This window comes from Pseudomonas sp. S35, from assembly GCF_009866765.1.
Taxonomy (GTDB): Bacteria; Pseudomonadota; Gammaproteobacteria; order Pseudomonadales; family Pseudomonadaceae; genus Aquipseudomonas.
Genome location: NZ_CP019431.1, coordinates 2324158 through 2341941, shown reverse-complemented (window position 1 = coordinate 2341941; position 17784 = coordinate 2324158). Strand labels below are relative to the sequence as shown.

Sequence of the window (17784 nt, the reverse complement as noted above, 5' to 3'; positions counted from 1 at the left end):
CAACAGTCCTTATTGGCAAAATTCGTTCATGCGCTCGTAAAAAGGCCGATGGTATTCGTACAGGGCTTTTAGTGTTGGCGAGAGATCAAGTTCATGACGCTGCGGTGTATCCGACAGGACGATGCGCTCACTCTTTTCTGCGGCCACATGCCAACTTCTCCAGGTTTTCCACTGCGGCGGGCATTCACGCTTCCAGGTCATGGCCTGTGGCAAAAATTCAATCTGCAAGTAATCACACAACTTGCGAATTACCCGCTCCGGTTCGGCGGCGAGATCATCGGCATTGATCACATAAGGCATGCGCCCCGAGAGTTTGGTCACCACACAAAAAATCTCATACAAGGCTTTATGCCCGATGGCCTGCAAGGGCATACCAGGATGTACCCGATGATGGGAAACAATGCTGCTGGCCGGCTCGCGAATAATAAATATATTGTGTTGTCGCGCGAGAAAATCGCTGTCAACTTTCAAGTCATCAAGGCAGTGGTAACACATGTCTTTGTGAAAGACATTGGCACGTTCCTGGGCCTTGAGAAGGTGTTGCCTTATCCCCTGATACGTTGTGGGAAAACTGTGGTCCCACTCGTCCGAAGGGATCGCCGAGTCCTCGGAAAACGCCATATGCGCAAAGGGCTCATGGAAAACCTCAAAATCTCCCCGCTCGATAAACACACGCTCCAACACCGTGGAACGGGAACGCGGATGGGCCCACAACCCGACCATCCGGTTCATGCCAACACCCCGTATTCAGCCGCCAGGATGGCGTTGAGCGACCGGCTGAACGGCTTTGCCACGGGGCACAGGCGCACGCAGTAATCGGTCAGGCGCCGGTACGCGCTGTTGGCTTCATTGCAGGCGTTTATAAACGCCTCGTGATGGCCAAAGTCGTAGGGCTCGATGCTGTCGATGAAATACGCTTCGCAAAAATACGGAATGCACATGAGCCGGGCGAACGTCTCAGGCGGCGCCTGCTGGCGTTCGCTGGCGGGCAGTACCGGTTTGCCGTGGCTTTCACGCTCGATCAGAAACTCAACCACGTCCGGGGTCAGTGTGTAGCAGGTCGCTGTGAGCCCGGTCTTTTCCAGGTGCCAGCAATGCTTGTGGCCGCGCTCGTCAACGTCGACCTTGATGCTGGAGAGCAGAAGCCTGACCGGCACGTCAGAGCCCGCGACCAGCGCCTGGATCTGCTGGTAAATCATCAGCTCCGCCCAGCGCAGCTCCTGCGGGCTCAGCGCCAGGCCACGTTCTGCGGCCTGCAATGCGAATTCGGGCTGGCAGGAAAAACGCCCAATCATGAAGGTGATCACGTACTTGCAGCGGGACGTGTCGATGCCTTTGCTGCGTGCAGTCGCGATACCCCGCTCGATGGCCTGCAGACCGGCCTGGAACTGCGAGACGGTAAAGCAAAATGTGATGTTGATCGAAACGCCTTCAGCCACCAACTGCTCGACCGTCGCGATCCCCTCCAGACTGCCCGGTACTTTCACCATCACGTTCGCGGCCAGCCGATGCAGCTCCAGCCCACGGGCCGTCATGCGGGCGGTGCAGCGCACATCCAAGGGGTCGACCTGGGCGCTGATCCAGCCCTCGCGCTGAGAGGAATGAACCCAGCGCGGCTTGAGTGCCAAGGCCCCTTCGGCGATGACTTCGTTGTAGAGCTTGTTGCGCAACTGCTCAGGCGACAGGCTGGCCAGGTTAAAGCGTGAGGACCAATACTCGCGCTTTTCAAGAATCGTCGCTGTCACCAGCCGGGGGTTGGTGGTCACGCTGCTCAAGCCCCGGAAGGGTGAAAAATCATCCGGCATCAATTGCTCGATATGCGCAACCGCCGCCGGGTATTTATCCAGCAAGTGTTTTTTATAAGGTGCATACACCACGGGCGATGAATCCCACCACACCTCTGAAGATTGATCATTGCGTTTAAGCCGCTCTATATAACCCTGTGTGCCCACAACGCCTGCTCCTTGAGTGGCCTGGTCAATAATGGTCAGTAATTCACGCATATCGGCAAACGGTAATGCCCCTGCTTCGGCCAACTGTTGATGCCGATGCGGCGGGCCAAACCCCAGCACTTTTATAGTGGCCGCGACGGCGGCTTGAATACCGGTAACACTGTCTTCAATCACCAGCGCTTCACGGGCAGCAACGTTGTAATGGGCGCAGGCAGTTAAAAACACCAACGGGTCTGGCTTCCATCGCCCCAACTCATAACAACTGAATATTCGGCCTTCAAAGTAAGGCAGCAACCCGGTCAGGCGTAAACAATGCTCTATCTTGTTACGCGGCGCACTGGAGGCAACACAATAAGGAACTGTCAGCCTGCCCAATACTTCAAGGATTCCATCGGTGGCTTTCAACTCACGCGTTAATGCTTGCAGTGCCCGCGCTCGAAACTCATCTTCGAACTGACGACCCAAGTGAATCGTTAATAATTGCTCAGCTTCACGTAAACAATCGGCAATCTTTCGCCCACGAAAGTGCTCAATATAATGTGCACGTTCAAGCGTATGACTGCCCTGTACGCGAGCGTTAAGCATGGAGATCAAAACAGACAGGGTAATCTCTTCGCTTTGCACAAGCACACCATCGCAATCGAAGATCACTAACTTAGGCAACTGCATTGCCCCCTGTTCTGGTAGTTCCCCTATAACTGCCGATGGAAACATAGGCATCTCTTTATAGGTGACTCCGCGTGACTTGCGAACTACCAGCGGAGCGAGTTGAGGTGTGCCTATAAGACACGGCAGCAAAAATCCTGTCAAACGCTTTTAAGCGGTTTTTTAGTATCTTATGGTTATTTTTTATAGTTCTTTTATTCCATTTATCACCATGGTTGTAGTCATCAAAAACACACGGCTGAACTTCCGTCGCGCGCCATCAGTCAGCTGACGTGAACTCACGAATTTAAGGTCGGGTGGGCAATGCAGATCTCGTTGGAGCAACAAGTGGCACTGGTGACGGGCGCCAGTTCCGGCATCGGCGCTGGCGCGGCGAAGGCCCTGGCGCAGGCCGGGGCCGCCGTGGTGTTGAACTACAATCGCCAGGCTGCCCCAGCCCAAGCCCTGGCGGCGCAGATCAATGCCAACGGTGGCCGGGCAGTCGCCATTGGCGCCGACGTGTCCCAAGAAGCCGATGTAGAGCGGCTGTTTGCCCAGACACTGGATGCCTTCGGGCATCTGGACATTCTGGTAGCCAACTCTGGCCTGCAAAAAGATGCCGCCGTGGTCGACATGACCCTGGACGACTGGAACCGCGTAATCGGCGTCAACCTCACCGGCCAGTTCCTCTGCGCCCGTGCTGCCGTGCGCATTTTCAAGCGCCAGGGCATTCGGCAAGGCGTGTCACGGGCCGCCGGCAAAATCATCCACATGAGCTCGGTGCATCAATTGATCCCGTGGGCCGGGCATGTGAACTACGCCGCGTCCAAGGGCGGTGTGGAGATGCTGATGCGCAGCCTCGCCCAGGAAGTCAGCGAGCAGCGCATCCGCATCAATGGGGTTGCGCCAGGGGCGATTCGCACCGCGATCAATCGCGCCGCCACCGAAGGCAGCGCGCAAAAGGAGCTGCTCAAGTTGATCCCGTATGGCCGGGTCGGTGAGGTGGAAGACGTGGCCAACGCCGTCGTCTGGCTGGCCAGCGATGCGTCCGATTATGTGGTGGGCAGCACCTTGTTCATTGATGGCGGTATGAGCCTTTACCCGGAGTTTCGTGACAATGGTTGATTTGAACAACGAACCCCAGAGTGCCATCGATGCCCACGGCATCATCGGCGATATGCGCAGCGCGGCCTTGGTGAACAACAAAGGCAGTATCGATTTTTTCTGCTGGCCGGAATTCGACAGCCCGTCGATCTTTTGCTCGCTGCTCGACACCCCCGACGCCGGCACCTTCCAACTCACCCCGGACCTGCCCAACGCCCGTCGTGAACAGATCTACCTGCCGGACACCAACGTGCTGCAAACCCGCTGGCTGAGCGATGAAGCCGTGGTGGAGATCACTGACCTGTTGTCCATCAGCGAAGACATCGACGACCTGCCGCTGTTGATTCGCCGGGTGCGCGTGGTCAGCGGTACGGCCAACCTTCAACTGCGCTGCGTGGTGCGCCATGACTATGCGCGCGCCGCCACCCACGCCACCGTCGATAACGGCACGGTGTGCTTCAACGCCGATGGCCAACCGGGGCTGCGCCTGTCCAGTAGCCGCCCGCTACAACTCGACGGCAACGCTGCCGTGGCGAGCTTTACCCTGACTCAGGACGAAGGCGCCGAATTTGTCCTCGGCGGCCAGGACGATGAACGTGTCGACAGCCGCTGTACCGACCTGGCGCTGGCCCACACCTTGAAGTTCTGGCGCGGTTGGATCGCGCAATCGAACTACCGGGGACGCTGGCGCGAAATGGTCAACCGCTCGGCCCTGGCGCTGAAGCTGTTGACCTCCCGCAAACACGGCGCAATCATCGCCGCCGCCACCTTCGGCCTGCCGGAATCGCCTGGCGGCGAGCGCAACTGGGACTACCGCTACACCTGGATCCGCGACGCCTCGTTTACCGTCTACGCCTTTATGCGCCTGGGTTTTGTCGAGGAAGCCAATGCCTATATGCGCTGGCTCAAGGGCCGGGTCAGCGACTGCTGCGGCCAGCCGACCAAAATCAACATCCTCTACGGCATCGACGGCCGCCAGAAGCTGCCCGAAACCGAACTGGACCACCTCAGCGGCCACGGTGGCGCCAGACCGGTGCGCATCGGCAATGAAGCGGTCGACCAGATCCAGCTGGATATTTACGGCGAGTTGATGGACGCGGTGTACCTGGTCAACAAGTACGGTGAAGCCATCTCCCATGAGGGCTGGAAGCACACGGTGGAAGTGGTCGATCAGGTCTGCGAAATCTGGAACCAGAAAGACGTGGGTATCTGGGAAATGCGCGGCGAACAACACCACTTCCTGCATTCGCGGCTGATGTGCTGGGTGGCCCTGGACCGCGCGATCCGCCTGGCCTCCAAGCGCTCGCTGCCGGCGCCCTTTGCGCGCTGGGACCAGACGCGCCAGGCGATCTACGCCGATATCTGGAGCAACTTCTGGAACGAAGAACGCGGGCACTTTGTGCAGCACATCGCCAGCACGGCACTGGACGGCTCGATGCTGCTGATGCCATTGGTGCGCTTCGTCGCCGCCACCGACCCGCGTTGGTTGAGCACCCTGCAAGCGATCCAGAAAAGCCTGGTGCGCGACGGGATGGTCTACCGTTACCGCAACGACGACAGCCAGATCGATGGCCTGCAAGGCACCGAAGGCGCGTTTGCCGCCTGCTCGTTCTGGTACGTCGAATGCCTGGCCCGCGCCGGGCAAGTGGAAAAAGCCCACCTGGAATTCGAACAATTGCTGCGCTACGCCAACCCACTGGGCTTGTACGCCGAGGAGTTCGACAGCCAGGCACGGCATCTGGGCAACACGCCCCAGGCGCTGAGCCATTTGGCGCTGATCAGCGCCGCGACGTTTCTGGACCGCAAGTTGAGTGGGGAAAAAACGGTGTGGCAACCATAAGAGGTGGCCGGTAAGGCGCTGTGCTCTGCACACACTTAAAGGCTGACGCATCGCTCACCACAAGGAACTTGCTGTGCTTCAAATGTGCTAACGCTGGCCAACCACCGAGTTCACCATGACCCTGACCGCCCCCTTGCTTCACGTTCAAACCTGCGTGCTCGACATCGCCTACGAAGCCCACGGCCCCGCCGGCGGCGAGCCGGTGATCCTGCTGCATGGCTTCCCTTACGACCCGCGTGCTTATGACGCGATTGCGCCCGTGCTCGCCGAGCGCGGCTACCGGGTATTGGTGCCGTACCTGCGTGGGTACGGCACGACGCGATTCATCAACGCGCAGGTCATGCGTTCCGGGCAGCAGGCGGCGCTGGCCAAGGACCTGCTGGAGTTCATGGATGCGTTGGGTATCGCGCAGGCCACGCTGGCCGGTTATGACTGGGGCGGGCGCGCCGCGTGTATCGTTGCCGCACTATGGCCGCAGCGGGTGCGCGGGTTGGTGACGGGGGATGGCTACAACATCCAGGACATTGCCAAGTCCCTCACGCCTCGGGCGCCGGTGACGGAGCACAGGTTGTGGTACCAGTATTACTTTCACACCCAGCGCGGTGTCGATGGCCTGACCGCCAACCGCCGCGAACTCTGCGCGCTGCTGTGGTCGTTGTGGTCGCCGTCCTGGGCCGAGGGGCCGGGGCTGTATGGGCAGACGGCGCCGTCGTTCGATAACCCGGATTTTGTCGAGGTGGTGATTCACTCGTATCGCCACCGCTTTATGTACGCGCCTGGGGATCCGGCGCTGGAAGCCATCGAGCAGGCGCTGGCGCTGCAGCCGGCGATCTCGGTGCCGAGCATTTCGTTGTGCGGCGTCGATGACGGCGTAGGCCCGCCGCCCGCAGAAGACGACGATGTGGAACACTTCAGCGGTTTCTACCGACGCCAGGTGTTGCCCGGCGTGGGCCACAATATTCCCCAGGAAGCACCGCAGGCGACCGTGGCCGCGATCATCGAGCTACTCGACAGGGCTTAGGACGCCGCCGCAATCGTCCCGCAGAGGGACGGCGCTGGTCGCAGGTAATGGGTTCATGAGCAACATCACGCCGGGGGGCGGAGGGAGTAGCGGTGCAGGCGAAAGAACTCACCGCGCAAGGTAGTGAGGCCAACATAGCACCTTGGTTCAACTGTGTACGTTTTCGTTCAGGCCAGCGGGCAAAAGCGTTCGCGGTAGGCCTGGGGCGTCACCGACAACGCCCGCAGGAAGCTGCGGCGCAGGGTTTCTTCACAGCCAAAACCGCATTGCACGGCAACGCGTTTGATCGAGGCATTGCTCTCTGCCAACTGCCGGCGGGCGGTTTCGACGCGAATCAACTCGACGGCACGCGCGGGAGTCTCCCCGGTTTCGGCGCGGTAGTGGCGCACGAAGCTGCGCTCGCTCATACCGACCTGGGCGGCCAGGGTCGGGATGTTCAACTCCAGGGTGAGGTTTTCGGCCATCCAGGCATGCAGCTCAGCGAAACGGTTGTCACCTTTTTGCAGGGACAGCGTAACGCTGAACTGCGACTGGCCGCCGGGGCGCTTGAGGAATACCACCAGGTGCCGCGCCACTTCCAGCGCGACCGCGCCGCCCAGATCTTCTTCGACCAAGGCCAGGCACAGGTCGATGCCAGCGGTGACACCCGCCGACGTCCACAGGGCGCCTTGCTGGATAAAGATCGGATTGGACTCCACCGTCAGCGCCGGAAACTTGCGCGCCAGTTCTTCGCAGCGCGTCCAGTGCGTGGCCACGCGGCAGCCGTCAAGCATGCCGCTGGCGGCCAGCAAAAAGGCGCCGGTACACACCGAGGTCATGCGTCGGGTGTGCCGGGCCTTTTCCCGCACCCAGTCCACCAGTGTCAGGTCTTCGGCAGCGCCATACACCCCCCAGCCACCGGCGATCACCAGGGTGTCGCACGGCGCATCGGCGGCGGGCAACGGCTCGGCCACCAGGGCCAGGCCCGCAGACGTCATCACCGGCTCGCATTGGGCGGCGATCACCGACACGGCGTATGGCAACGGCAGGCCACGCTGGCGGGCCAAGTCGTTGGCCGAGGCGAACACTTGCAGCGGCCCGGTCACGTCGAGCACCTGGGCGTTATCAAAAGCGAGGACGTGGACGATTCTAGGCATGATTGGCGTGATATGTGGGTTCAATGGCGTATTCGCCAAAGCCTAGGCCCCTAAAGTGAAGCCGTCCACCCCTTTATCGGAGCATCCTTGATGACCTTGCAGATCGGCTTTGTGTTGTTTCCCGGCATCCAGCAACTGGACCTGACCGGCCCCTATGACGTGCTGGGCTCACTGCCGGACGTGAAGTTGCACCTGGTGTGGAAAGACCTCGCGCCAGTCACTTCCAGCACCGGCCTGGTGTTCACCCCGACCACGACCTACGCCGACTGCCCCACCCTGGATGTGCTGTGCGTGCCGGGCGGCTCCGGGGTTGGCGCACTGATGGAAGACCCGGCAACGCTGGACTTCCTCAAGGCCCAGGCCCAGACCGCGCGCTACGTGACCTCGGTGTGCACCGGCTCGCTGGTCCTCGGCGCGGCGGGCTTGCTGCGCGGTCGCAAGGCCACCACCCACTGGGCCTACCACGACATGCTCGCCCCGCTCGGCGCCATCCCGGTGCAGGAGCGTGTGGTGCGTGACGGCAACTTGTTCACCGGTGGCGGTATCACCGCAGGCATCGATTTCGCGCTGGTCCTGGCGGCAGAGCTGTACAGCGAAGCCGCGGCGCAACTGGTGCAATTGCAGATCGAATACGCGCCGGCGCCGCCGTTCGAGTCCGGCAGCCCGCAGACGGCACCTGCACATGTGCTCGAAGAAGCGAAAAAACGCACCGTGGAATCGCGCCGGGTGCGCGGTGAGATCACCGTACGGGCGGCTGCGCGGTTGGGCTGAGACCCTGTGCAAAGGGGCTTGCTCGCGATGGCCTGGCATTCAGCCTTTGCGTTGACTGACACCGCGTATTCACGAGCAAGCCCGCCCCCATCTTTAACCGCGTCGCCCGGCGAAGGCGTCTCCCACTTCACGACAACGATGATTGCTCATTGCCTCGGCCAGCGTCTAGAATGCGAAACATTATCAATTAAGACTGCTGCGCCAGGATGCCCATGTCGAGCGATCACCCACTGGACCATGCCGCCATCGGCCAGCTGTACCACGCCCACCATTCCTGGCTGCGCGGCTGGTTGAGCCGGCGCACCGGTTGCCGTGAACATGCCGCCGACCTGGCTCAGGAAACCTTCGTGCGCCTGCTCAATGCGCGCAAGCAGCAAGCCTTGCAGCAGCCGCGCGCTTACCTGAGCAGCATTGCGCGCAGCCTGATGATCGACCACTACCGGCGCCGTGAACTGGAGCGCGCCTACCTCGAAAGCATGGCGCATTTCCCCCAGGCCGACGTGCCTTCGGAAGAAACCCGACGGCTGATTCTCGACAGCCTGGAACGTATCGACCGTCTGCTCGACCAGCTCAAGCCACGCGTGCGTGAAGCCTTCCTGCTGGCCCAACTGGATGGCTTGACCTGCGCGCAAATCGCCCAGCGCCTGGGCGTGTCCAAGGCTACCGTGGAGCGTGACCTGTCCAAGGCGCTGCACGCCTGTTATCGGTTGCGCTATGCCGAGGCATGACCCGCACCTGGTCGACCAGGCTATCCAGTGGATGATCACGTTGCGCTTCAACACCGCCGACGACGCCAGCACCGCGGCGTTCGAGCGCTGGCTGCACACCAGTGCCGAGCACCAGCAGGTGTGGCAACGGGTGGCGACGATGAATGATGACTTCACGCAACTGCCCCCACAGGTCGGGCGCCACGCCCTGCACGGAGCACGCCAGCGCATCAGCCGCCGTGAAGGCCTGAAACTGCTGGGCCTGGTGGCCGGTGCAGCCGGCCTGACCTGGCTCGGCCGCGACTACACCCCGCTGCCGGCCCTGGTGGCCGACTACCACACCGCAACCGGCGAACGGCGCTGGGTGGCCCTGAACGACGGCAGCCAGGTGCAACTCAACAGCGCCAGTGCCTTCGATACGGCGTTCAATCAGGAGCGGCGCCTGGTGCACCTGCGCCGGGGTGAAATACTGGTAAATACCGGCGCCGACAGCCGACCTTTCTGGGTGCAGACCCGCGACGGCTACCTGCGCGCCCTCGGTACTCGTTTCCTGGTGCGTGAGGCCCCCCAAGGCACCTTGCTCGCCGTGCAACAGGGCACTGTGGCGCTGTTTGCCGACCGCCATGACGCCAGCGCACGGCAATTGATCAAGCCAGGCGAACAGGTGCTGTTCGACCGCAGCGGCATCCGCCCTCCCCGCGCCAACGGCCTGGACCCGTGGGCCTGGAGCGACGGCGTGATCAGCGCCCACAACATGCGCCTGGATGACTTCCTTGCCGAGTTGGGCCGCTATCGAAACGGCTTGCTACGTTGCAGCGAAGCGGTGGCCAGCTTGCGCGTGTCGGGCACCTATCAGTTAAGCGACACCGATCAAGTGCTGACCTTGGTCGCGCAATCCCTGAAGGTCGATGTGACCTACCGCAGCCGTTATTGGGTGACCGTGTCATCGCGTGCATAAACTTTCAAAAATAAATGAGGTGAATTCGCATTGCCGCTCGACCTGTAAGGAAAGGCCGATCAACAGGCCGGTTCTGTTCACTTCCCTCAGGAGCATCCCGCGGTCATGCAAGCGTTCCCCTCCCAACGTTCTCCCCTAAAGCGCGCGGTGCAGGCCGTCCTGTTCGGCGCCTGCCTGAGCGGCGCGGCCGTGCCATTGGCGGTGATGGCTCAAACCCCAGCCAGTGACACCCAGGCCCGCGATTGGAACATTGCCGCCGGTTCCCTGGCCACTGCGCTGGACCAGTTCGCCCGCCAGGCCGGCATCAGCCTGTCCTACGACGCCACCAGCCTCACCGGCAAGACCAGCCCAGGCCTGAGCGGCCGCTTCGACCCTGAGCAGGCCCTCGGCCAGTTGCTGCGCGGCCAAGGCCTGCAAGCTCAGCGCCAGGGCGACAGTACCTGGCTGCTGCTGCCGCAAGTGGCCGATACCGGCGCGCTCAATCTGGGCGCCACGATGGTCACCGGCGAACGCTTGGGTGCCCTCACCGACGGCACCGGTTCCTACACCACCGGCGCTGTCACCATCGGCAAAGGCGAGCACAGCCTGCGGGAAACACCGCAGTCGGTCAGCGTGCTGACCCGCCAACTGATGGATGACCAGAACCTCACCACCATCGATGACGTGATGGAACGTACGCCGGGGATCACCACCTACGAATCGCCCATGGGCGGCAAGTATTTCTATTCCCGTGGCTTCAAGATGCTCGGCCAGTACCAGTACGACGGCGTGCCGCTGGACATGGGCAAGGACTACGTCCAAGCCGACAGTTTCAGCGCCAACATGGCGATCTACGACCGGGTGGAAGTGCTCAAGGGCGCTGCCGGGATGCTCAAGGGCGCCGGTACCGCCAGCGGCGCGGTGAACTTCGTGCGCAAACGACCCCAGGCCAAGCCCACCACCAGCCTGTCGCTGTCCGCCGGCACCTGGGACAACTACCGTGCCGAGGTCGACACCGGCGGCCCGTTGAATGACAGCGGCACTGTGCGCGGCCGTGCGGCGATCAGCCAGCAGGATCGCGGCTCGTACATGGACATTCAAAAGCGCCAGGACCAAGCGTTCTACGGCGCGCTGGATATTGACCTCAACGCCGACACCACCGTCGGCGTGGGCGCCAGCTACGAGGATGTCGATGCCACCCCGTGCTGGGGCGGCCTGCCGCGCTATGCCGATGGCAAAAACGCCAACCTCAGCCGTTCCACATGCCTGGGCCAGTCCTGGAACGACTGGCAAAGCCGACGCACCACGCTCTTCGCCGACCTGACCCATCAATTCAACGATGACTGGAAACTCAAGGTATCGGCCGTACACAGCCGCAACCTGCAGGACACCAAGTATGCCGCCAGTGAAGGCACCATTGCCTATGGCGACCCGGCACCCACAGCCGGCTCCTACGCCGCGTTGATGAATTACGATCACAAGGATTTTGGCCTCGACGCCTACGTCGACGGCAAGTTCGAAGCGTTCGGCCTTGAGCACGAACTGATACTGGGCGCCAACGGCAGCCGTGGCACCCAGGATGACGTGTACGCGATCCAAAGTCTGTCGATGCGCCAGAGCACCTACGCCCCCAACCGCCACTTCCCGGAACCGGCCAACAGCAGTTTCTGGCCGAACATGTACCGCGGCGGCACGGTCAAGGAGACCGCCACCCAATACGGCACCTACGCCACCTTGCGCCTGCGCCTGGCCGAACCATTGATGCTGATCGTGGGCAGCCGCGTGAGCTGGTACGAGAACCGTCGCCAGTCCAATAACCTGGCCTGGGGCGAATGGGCGGTGCAGGATGCGCGCACCACGGAAACCGGTGAGGTCACGCCGTTTGCGGCGCTGATCTACGACCTCAACGAGCACCTGTCGGTGTACGCCAGCTACGCGGATATCTTCCAGCCACAAAGTTCCTACGCCACCGTCGACGGTGCCGCGCTCAAACCGAAGGTCGGTGACAACTACGAGCTGGGCATCAAGGGCGAATGGTTCGACGGGCGCCTCAACAGTTCCCTGGCGCTGTTTCGCGCCATTGAAAAAAACGCGGCTCAATCCGACTACCTCACCCAATGCGCGACCTCCGTCGATGGCTATTGCTACACCGACAAAGGCAAGGTACGCGCCCAAGGCGTGGAGGCCGAAATCAGCGGTGAAGCCCTTGAGCGCCTGCAACTGTTCGGCGGCTACACCTATACCCAGACCAAGGCGCTCAATGACATCGACGTCGCAAAGGACGGCGGCGTTTCCAATACCTATGTGCCCCGCCACATGCTGCGCCTATGGGGCGATTACCAGCTCGACGGTGCACTCTCGAAATGGAGCGTCGGCACCGGGGTCAACGCCCAGAGCAGCAACTATCGCGTGCAGACCATCAAGCTGGAACAGGCCGGTTACGCGACATGGAACGCTCGCCTGGCGTACCGCGTGGACGACACATGGACCGTGGCGCTCAACGGCAATAACCTGTTTGATAAAAACTATTACAGCACCGTCGGTACCGCCTCCTGGGGCAACTTTTATGGCGAACCGCGTAATTTTACGGTGAGTTTGAAAGGCAACTTCTAATCCCGCCAACCCCCTTGTGGCAGGGCACTTAGTGCACCTGCCACCGCCTCTTTTGTCCCCCTTTCTTACCGCCTTCAGAAAAGGTTTTTCCGTTAAACAGGAAAAATCCCACATTTGTTCCTACACTCAAAAACACACCCCCACGCCGAGTGTCTGGACAAGGAATGTCAATAAAATGCCGAAAGAAAAACTAATTAACCCGCCTAGAATGCACAATCCGCACCATCGTCAATTAATTGACAAGCCTGGAAAGGGAACACTCCTTTAGTCGCTACCCCCGCAAAATCCCTTCAAATGGATAGCCCCCTTTGAATCGATAGTTGCGTATTACCCAGCGTAGCCGTAGTTCGACATGTGCTCTTAGGCAGCCAACTGCTTTATTGAACACGTCTGTGGACAACAGCCTCTGGAGTGCAATGAGGGATGTTTTATGCGAGAGAAGTCGTCCGTCGACAGCCTGTTTTTAACGCGTGCCGGGTTTGTTGAGTTTTTTGTTGTTTTCGTCAAGTTCATACATGGCCTGAGTGCCATTTTGCCCGCGCTGGTCCTGGTGATTTTCATCGACCCGATGGCCCCTGATCTGCGCGCCCACTTCTTGGGGCTGCTGGTGTTTTTCGCGGTCCTGACGATCATCCTGTTCCAGGCCCTGGGCATCTATTCCGAAGAACTGTTTAGCAACCGGCTACGCCTGAAAACCAAGGTCAAGGCCTGGTCGGCGGCGTTTTGCATCCTGTTGTTCATGTACCAGATCCTGCAGTTTTTCCCCCAGTTGACCCCGCGCAACCTGGTGGCATGGTACTTCGCCAGCCTGGGGCTGTTCTGCCTTGAGCGCCTGCTGATGCTGCGCCTGTATCGCAACCTGATGCGCAAGGGCAAATACCTGCAACGCACGGTGATCCTGGGCTTTACCGACACTGCCGTGCATGTGGCCGACCACCTGCAACGCAATGGTGATATCCGTTCCGGCCTGATCGGTTTTGTCGACGACCGCACCGAGCGCATCCCCAAGGAGCTGAGCAACCTGCCCTTGCTGGGCAACACGCGCGACCTGGAACAACTGATCCGTGCCGAGCAGGTCAACCAAGTCATGATCTGCCTGCCCTGGGCCGCCGAGCAGCGCATCCACGGGTTGGTCAATCGCCTGCGGCAGATGTCGGTAAATGTGATGCTGGTGCCGGACATGGCTGCGCTGCGCTACGGCCACAGCAAGATCACGGATGTGGGCGGCATCTTGATGTTCAACACCTCGCAACTGCCGTTGCGCGGCTGGTCGCCGGTGATCAAGCGCCTGGAGGATTGCTTCCTCGCCAGCCTGGCACTGGTGTGCCTGTCGCCGGTAATGGTGGCCACGGCGATTGCGATCAAGCTCGATTCCAAGGGCCCGGTGCTGTTCCGCCAGAACCGCTACGGCTACAACGACAACGAAATCCGCGTGTTCAAGTTCCGCTCGATGTACACCGACCAGAGCGACTTCACCGCCGAACGCCAGACCACCCGCCAAGACCCGCGCATTACGCGGGTGGGCCGCATCATCCGCAAAACCAGCATCGACGAACTGCCACAACTGTTCAACGTGCTGCTGGGCAACATGTCCATGGTCGGCCCGCGCCCCCACGCGACGGCGACCAAGGCGGCGGGCATCCCGTTCGAGGTGGCGGTGAGCGAATACAGCTCGCGGCACCGCGTGAAACCGGGCATCACCGGCTGGGCACAGATCAATGGGTATCGCGGGGAAACCGACACCCTGTTCAAGATCCAGAAACGCGTCGAATACGACCTGGAGTACATCGCCAAGTGGTCGGTGTGGTTTGACTTGTACATCGTCTTCATGACGGTCCCAGCCGTCCTTTCCACCAAGGAAGTCTATTGATGAATACCCTCAACGGATTAATTCCCTGCATCATTTCCGGTGGGTCGGGCACGCGGTTGTGGCCGGTGTCGCGACAGAACATGCCCAAGCCCTTCATGCGCATGCGTGACGGCCAGAGCCTGCTGCAAAAAACCTTCCAGCGCGCAGCCAAATTGCCTGGAGTGGAAAGCGTGCTGACGGTGACCAACCGCGACCTGCTGTTTCGCACCCTGGATGACTATCGGCCGGTCAACAGCGCCCACCTGCCCCTGGACCTGCTGCTGGAACCGTTCGGCCGCAACACGGCGGCGGCCATCGCCGTGGCGGCGTTGCATGTGCAGGAACATTTCGGCGGCGACGCGCAGCTACTGGTGCTGCCCGCCGATCATTTGATCCTCAATGAAGCCGCGTTCGCCGAGGCAGTGACCCAAGCCCGCGACCTGGCCGAAGCCGGCTACCTGGTGACCTTCGGTATCCAGCCCGACCACCCCGAAACCGGCTTTGGCTACATCGAACAAGGTGAGCCACTGGGCCCTGGCAACCGGGTCAAACGCTTTGTCGAAAAACCCGACCTGGCCACCGCCCAAGGCTACCTCGACGGCGGCAAGCACCTGTGGAACGCCGGCATGTTCTGCTTCAAGGCCAGTACCCTGGTGGACGAACTGGCCGCCCATGCCCCGCACGTGCTGGAAGCCGCACGCGCCGCGCTGGCGCACAGCCAGAGCCTGCAAAACAACACCTCGCGCCAGCGTGAGCTGGACGCGGATGCCTTCGCCAGCGCGCCGGACATTTCCATCGACGTGGCATTGATGGAGAAGTCCCGGCAGGTGGCGGTGGTGCCGTGCAACATCGGCTGGAGCGACATCGGCTCGTGGGAGGCCCTGCGCCAGCTCACCCCCAGCGACGCCCATGGCAACCAGGTCAATGGCGAAGCGATTTTGCATGACGTGCACAATTGCTACATCGACTCGCCCAAGCGCGTATTGGGCGCGGTGGGCGTGCGCGACCTGATCATCGTCGACACCCCAGACGCCTTGCTGATCGCCGACGCGCAGCGCAGCCAGGACGTGCGCCACATCGTTGCCGAGCTCAAGCGTCAGAACCATCCGGCGTACAGCCTGCACCGCACCGTCACCCGGCCGTGGGGCACCTACACCGTGCTGGAGGAAAGCAGCCGCTTCAAAATCAAGCGCATCGTGGTCAAGCCCCAGGCGTCCCTGTCCTTGCAGATGCACCACCACCGCAGCGAGCACTGGGTGGTGGTCAGCGGTGCGGCGCAGATCACCAATGGCGAACGTGAGTTTCTGATCAACGCCAACGAGTCCACCTACATTCCGGCTGGCCACAAACACCGGCTGACCAACCCCGGCATCATCGACCTGGTGATGATCGAGGTGCAGAGCGGCGAATACCTGGGCGAAGACGACATCGTGCGCTTCGACGACATCTACGGCCGCGCCCCTGCCGAAGTGAAAAAGTGATATGCGCACCTCACTGATCATCCCGACCCGTAACGCCTCCAGCCATCTGGCGCGCCTGCTGCCAGCGCTGAAAATGCAAACCCTGCAACCGGACGAGATGCTGGTGGTGGACAGCGCCTCCAGCGATGACACCGTGGCGCGCTTTCGCGCATTCGGCGCGCGGGTCGAAGTGATCGACGCCCGTGACTTCAACCACGGCGGCACCCGGCGCTGGGCCAGCGAGCAGGTGAGCGGCGACGCGTTGATCGTGATGACCCAGGACGCCATTCCCGCCACGCCCGAAACCTTCGCCAACCTGCTCGCCGAGTTGCAGCAGGACCCACTCAACGGCGTCGCCTACGGGCGCCAATTGCCCCATCCCGACGCCGGCGTGCTGGGTGCGCAATCGCGGCATTTCAACTACCCGGAGCACAGCCGCAGCAAGAGCCTGGCCGACGCGCCCACATTGGGCATCAAGACCTGCTTTAGCTCCGACTCGTTTTCCGTGTACCGGCGCAGCGTGCTGCAAGCGGTGGGGGGGTTCCCCGCCGACGTGATCGGCAGCGAAGACGCCTACGTCGCCGCACGCATGCTGCTCGAAGGCTACAAGGTGCGCTACGCCGCCACGGCGCGGGTGCATCACTCCCACGATTACAAACTCATGGACGAGTTTCACCGCTACTTCGATATCGGCGTGTTCTACGGCCGCGAGCCGTGGATCAAGCAGGCCTTCGGTGACGCGGGTGGCGAAGGCAAACGCTACGTATTGGCCGAACTTGCGGCCTTGCGCAAGGCCGGCGCCTTGCACCGTGTGCCCGAGGTTCTGGTGCGCAGCGCGTTCAAATTGCTTGGCTACCGCCTGGGCCATCTTGAGCGCCGCCTGCCCCTGGCCCTAAAGCGGCGCATCAGCATGTTTCCCGGTTATTGGAGGTGAGCATCATGACCCACAGGAAGTCCCCCTTGATGAAACGAACCGTTCTCGTGGTTGCTATGATCGCCCTGGCCGCCTGCAATACCCCGGCGCGCATCGTGCCGCCCGACAGCCAGACCGTCGAGGACGGCAAGCGCGCCCTCGACCAACTGGCCCAGTTGCCACCGGCGGTGGAACGCATCCGTATCGGCGACCAGTTGCGCATCGTGCGTGATGCCGGCGAGATGCCGACGCTGTCGGCGTTCAACGTCAGTACCATCTACGAGTTGACGCTGTACACCGTGCAGACCGACGGCAAGATCAACTACCCGTTCCTGGGGCCGATCCAGGTGGCGGGGCGCCAGCCATCGGAACTGGCCAACGAACTGACCCACAAACTCACGCCCACCTACCGCGAGCCGCGGGTGACGGTGAACATCAACCAGGCACCTGGCAACTCGGTGATCGTCGGCGGCGCGGTGAACAACCCGACAGCGGTGCAGATCGCCACGGCCAACACGTTGGAACAGGCGATTATCGGCGCCGGCGGGGTGAGCCCGGCGGGCAATGCCAGCATGGTCGCGCTGCTGCGCGAGGATGCCCAGGGCGCCTATCGCGCCTACTTCCTGGACTTCAGCCAGTTGCTCAAGACCGGCCCCAACGGGCGCAAACCGGTGCATCTGCAACGCGGTGATGTGGTGTTCGTGCCCAAGTCCAACGTGGGTGAGCGCATCCAGGGAGTGGATACCTACATGAACCAACTGATCCCGTTCACCAAGTCGATTGGCGTTGGCTACAACTACACACGCACCAGCGGCGGCAATAACTAAAGGAGCGAC

General features: G+C 61.5%; 14 protein-coding genes. 11 read left to right on the top strand and 3 right to left on the bottom strand.

Going from position 1 to position 17784, the window contains the following annotated elements; all coding sequences use genetic code 11:
* Nucleotides 1–9 precede the first annotated feature (9 nt).
* Entirely contained in the window at nucleotides 10–732 is a 723-nt protein-coding gene (locus PspS35_RS10675; RefSeq protein WP_159934219.1) for a sulfotransferase family protein, read from the bottom strand.
* Nucleotides 729–2762, bottom strand: a complete 2034-nt coding sequence (locus PspS35_RS30265; RefSeq protein ID WP_238786030.1) for an HAD-IA family hydrolase — start codon at nucleotides 2760–2762, stop codon at nucleotides 729–731. Before PspS35_RS30265 ends, PspS35_RS10675 begins: the two co-directional genes overlap by 4 nt.
* A 159-nt stretch (nucleotides 2763–2921) precedes the next feature.
* Here PspS35_RS30265 and PspS35_RS10660 point away from each other — a divergent pair, with 159 nt between their 5' ends.
* The 3 genes from PspS35_RS10660 (at nucleotide 2922) to PspS35_RS10650 (ending at nucleotide 6562) form a co-directional block, all read left to right on the top strand.
* On the top strand, nucleotides 2922–3722 hold the full coding sequence (locus tag PspS35_RS10660) for a glucose 1-dehydrogenase (RefSeq protein WP_159934217.1): 801 nt from the start codon (nucleotides 2922–2924) through the stop codon (nucleotides 3720–3722).
* Entirely contained in the window at nucleotides 3715–5541 is a 1827-nt protein-coding gene (locus tag PspS35_RS10655; RefSeq protein ID WP_159934215.1) for a glycoside hydrolase family 15 protein, read from the top strand. The genes PspS35_RS10660 and PspS35_RS10655 overlap by 8 nt, the downstream gene beginning before the upstream one ends.
* Before the next feature lie 115 nt (nucleotides 5542–5656).
* Nucleotides 5657–6562, top strand: coding sequence for an alpha/beta hydrolase (locus tag PspS35_RS10650; protein WP_159934213.1), 906 nt, complete (start codon nucleotides 5657–5659; stop codon nucleotides 6560–6562).
* A gap of 167 nt (nucleotides 6563–6729) precedes the next feature.
* On the opposite strand, the gene PspS35_RS10645 is transcribed toward PspS35_RS10650, so the two are convergent.
* On the bottom strand, nucleotides 6730–7698 hold the full coding sequence (locus PspS35_RS10645; protein WP_159934211.1) for a GlxA family transcriptional regulator: 969 nt from the start codon (nucleotides 7696–7698) through the stop codon (nucleotides 6730–6732).
* A 90-nt stretch (nucleotides 7699–7788) separates the two neighbouring features.
* On the opposite strand from PspS35_RS10645, the gene inhA reads away from it, so the two are divergent.
* The 8 genes from inhA (at nucleotide 7789) to PspS35_RS10605 (ending at nucleotide 17775) form a co-directional block, all read left to right on the top strand.
* Nucleotides 7789–8469: an isonitrile hydratase gene (gene inhA / locus PspS35_RS10640; RefSeq protein WP_159934209.1), complete on the top strand. Its 681-nt coding sequence runs from the start codon at nucleotides 7789–7791 to the stop codon at nucleotides 8467–8469.
* A gap of 212 nt (nucleotides 8470–8681) precedes the next feature.
* Nucleotides 8682–9197 carry a sigma-70 family RNA polymerase sigma factor gene (locus tag PspS35_RS10635; protein WP_159934207.1) on the top strand — a complete coding sequence of 172 codons (516 nt, stop codon included), beginning with the start codon at nucleotides 8682–8684 and terminating at the stop codon, nucleotides 9195–9197.
* Complete coding sequence (locus tag PspS35_RS10630; protein WP_159934205.1) at nucleotides 9184–10134, top strand: FecR domain-containing protein; 951 nt, start codon at nucleotides 9184–9186, stop codon at nucleotides 10132–10134. The genes PspS35_RS10635 and PspS35_RS10630 overlap by 14 nt, the downstream gene beginning before the upstream one ends.
* Nucleotides 10135–10239: 105 nt before the next feature.
* A complete protein-coding gene (locus PspS35_RS10625; RefSeq protein ID WP_159934203.1) occupies nucleotides 10240–12726 on the top strand; it encodes a TonB-dependent siderophore receptor in 2487 nt (828 codons plus the stop codon).
* A 430-nt stretch (nucleotides 12727–13156) separates the two neighbouring features.
* Nucleotides 13157–14596 (top strand): undecaprenyl-phosphate glucose phosphotransferase, encoded by a 1440-nt coding sequence (locus PspS35_RS10620; RefSeq protein ID WP_159934201.1) that lies wholly within the window; start codon nucleotides 13157–13159, stop codon nucleotides 14594–14596.
* On the top strand, nucleotides 14596–16056 hold the full coding sequence (locus PspS35_RS10615; RefSeq protein WP_159934199.1) for a mannose-1-phosphate guanylyltransferase/mannose-6-phosphate isomerase: 1461 nt from the start codon (nucleotides 14596–14598) through the stop codon (nucleotides 16054–16056). The genes PspS35_RS10620 and PspS35_RS10615 overlap by 1 nt, the downstream gene beginning before the upstream one ends.
* Nucleotide 16057: 1 nt before the next feature.
* Nucleotides 16058–16969, top strand: a complete 912-nt coding sequence (locus PspS35_RS10610) for a glycosyltransferase family 2 protein (RefSeq protein ID WP_159934197.1) — start codon at nucleotides 16058–16060, stop codon at nucleotides 16967–16969.
* Between the two features lie 29 nt (nucleotides 16970–16998).
* Complete coding sequence (locus PspS35_RS10605; protein WP_159934195.1) at nucleotides 16999–17775, top strand: polysaccharide biosynthesis/export family protein; 777 nt, start codon at nucleotides 16999–17001, stop codon at nucleotides 17773–17775.
* Nucleotides 17776–17784: the final 9 nt, after the last annotated feature.

Excerpts from the sequence above, each read along its gene's own strand:
- PspS35_RS10675 (WP_159934219.1), bottom strand. The coding sequence starts at position 732 with ATGAACCGGATGGTCGGGTTGTGGGCCCATCCGCGTTCCCGTTCCACG.
- PspS35_RS10660 (WP_159934217.1), top strand. The coding sequence starts at position 2,922 with ATGCAGATCTCGTTGGAGCAACAAGTGGCACTGGTGACGGGCGCCAGT.
- PspS35_RS10655 (WP_159934215.1), top strand. The coding sequence starts at position 3,715 with ATGGTTGATTTGAACAACGAACCCCAGAGTGCCATCGATGCCCACGGC.
- PspS35_RS10650 (WP_159934213.1), top strand. The coding sequence starts at position 5,657 with ATGACCCTGACCGCCCCCTTGCTTCACGTTCAAACCTGCGTGCTCGAC.
- PspS35_RS10645 (WP_159934211.1), bottom strand. The coding sequence starts at position 7,698 with ATGCCTAGAATCGTCCACGTCCTCGCTTTTGATAACGCCCAGGTGCTC.
- inhA (WP_159934209.1), top strand. The coding sequence starts at position 7,789 with ATGACCTTGCAGATCGGCTTTGTGTTGTTTCCCGGCATCCAGCAACTG.
- PspS35_RS10635 (WP_159934207.1), top strand. The coding sequence starts at position 8,682 with ATGTCGAGCGATCACCCACTGGACCATGCCGCCATCGGCCAGCTGTAC.
- PspS35_RS10630 (WP_159934205.1), top strand. The coding sequence starts at position 9,184 with ATGCCGAGGCATGACCCGCACCTGGTCGACCAGGCTATCCAGTGGATG.
- PspS35_RS10625 (WP_159934203.1), top strand. The coding sequence starts at position 10,240 with ATGCAAGCGTTCCCCTCCCAACGTTCTCCCCTAAAGCGCGCGGTGCAG.
- PspS35_RS10620 (WP_159934201.1), top strand. The coding sequence starts at position 13,157 with ATGCGAGAGAAGTCGTCCGTCGACAGCCTGTTTTTAACGCGTGCCGGG.
- PspS35_RS10615 (WP_159934199.1), top strand. The coding sequence starts at position 14,596 with ATGAATACCCTCAACGGATTAATTCCCTGCATCATTTCCGGTGGGTCG.
- PspS35_RS10610 (WP_159934197.1), top strand. The coding sequence starts at position 16,058 with ATGCGCACCTCACTGATCATCCCGACCCGTAACGCCTCCAGCCATCTG.
- PspS35_RS10605 (WP_159934195.1), top strand. The coding sequence starts at position 16,999 with ATGAAACGAACCGTTCTCGTGGTTGCTATGATCGCCCTGGCCGCCTGC.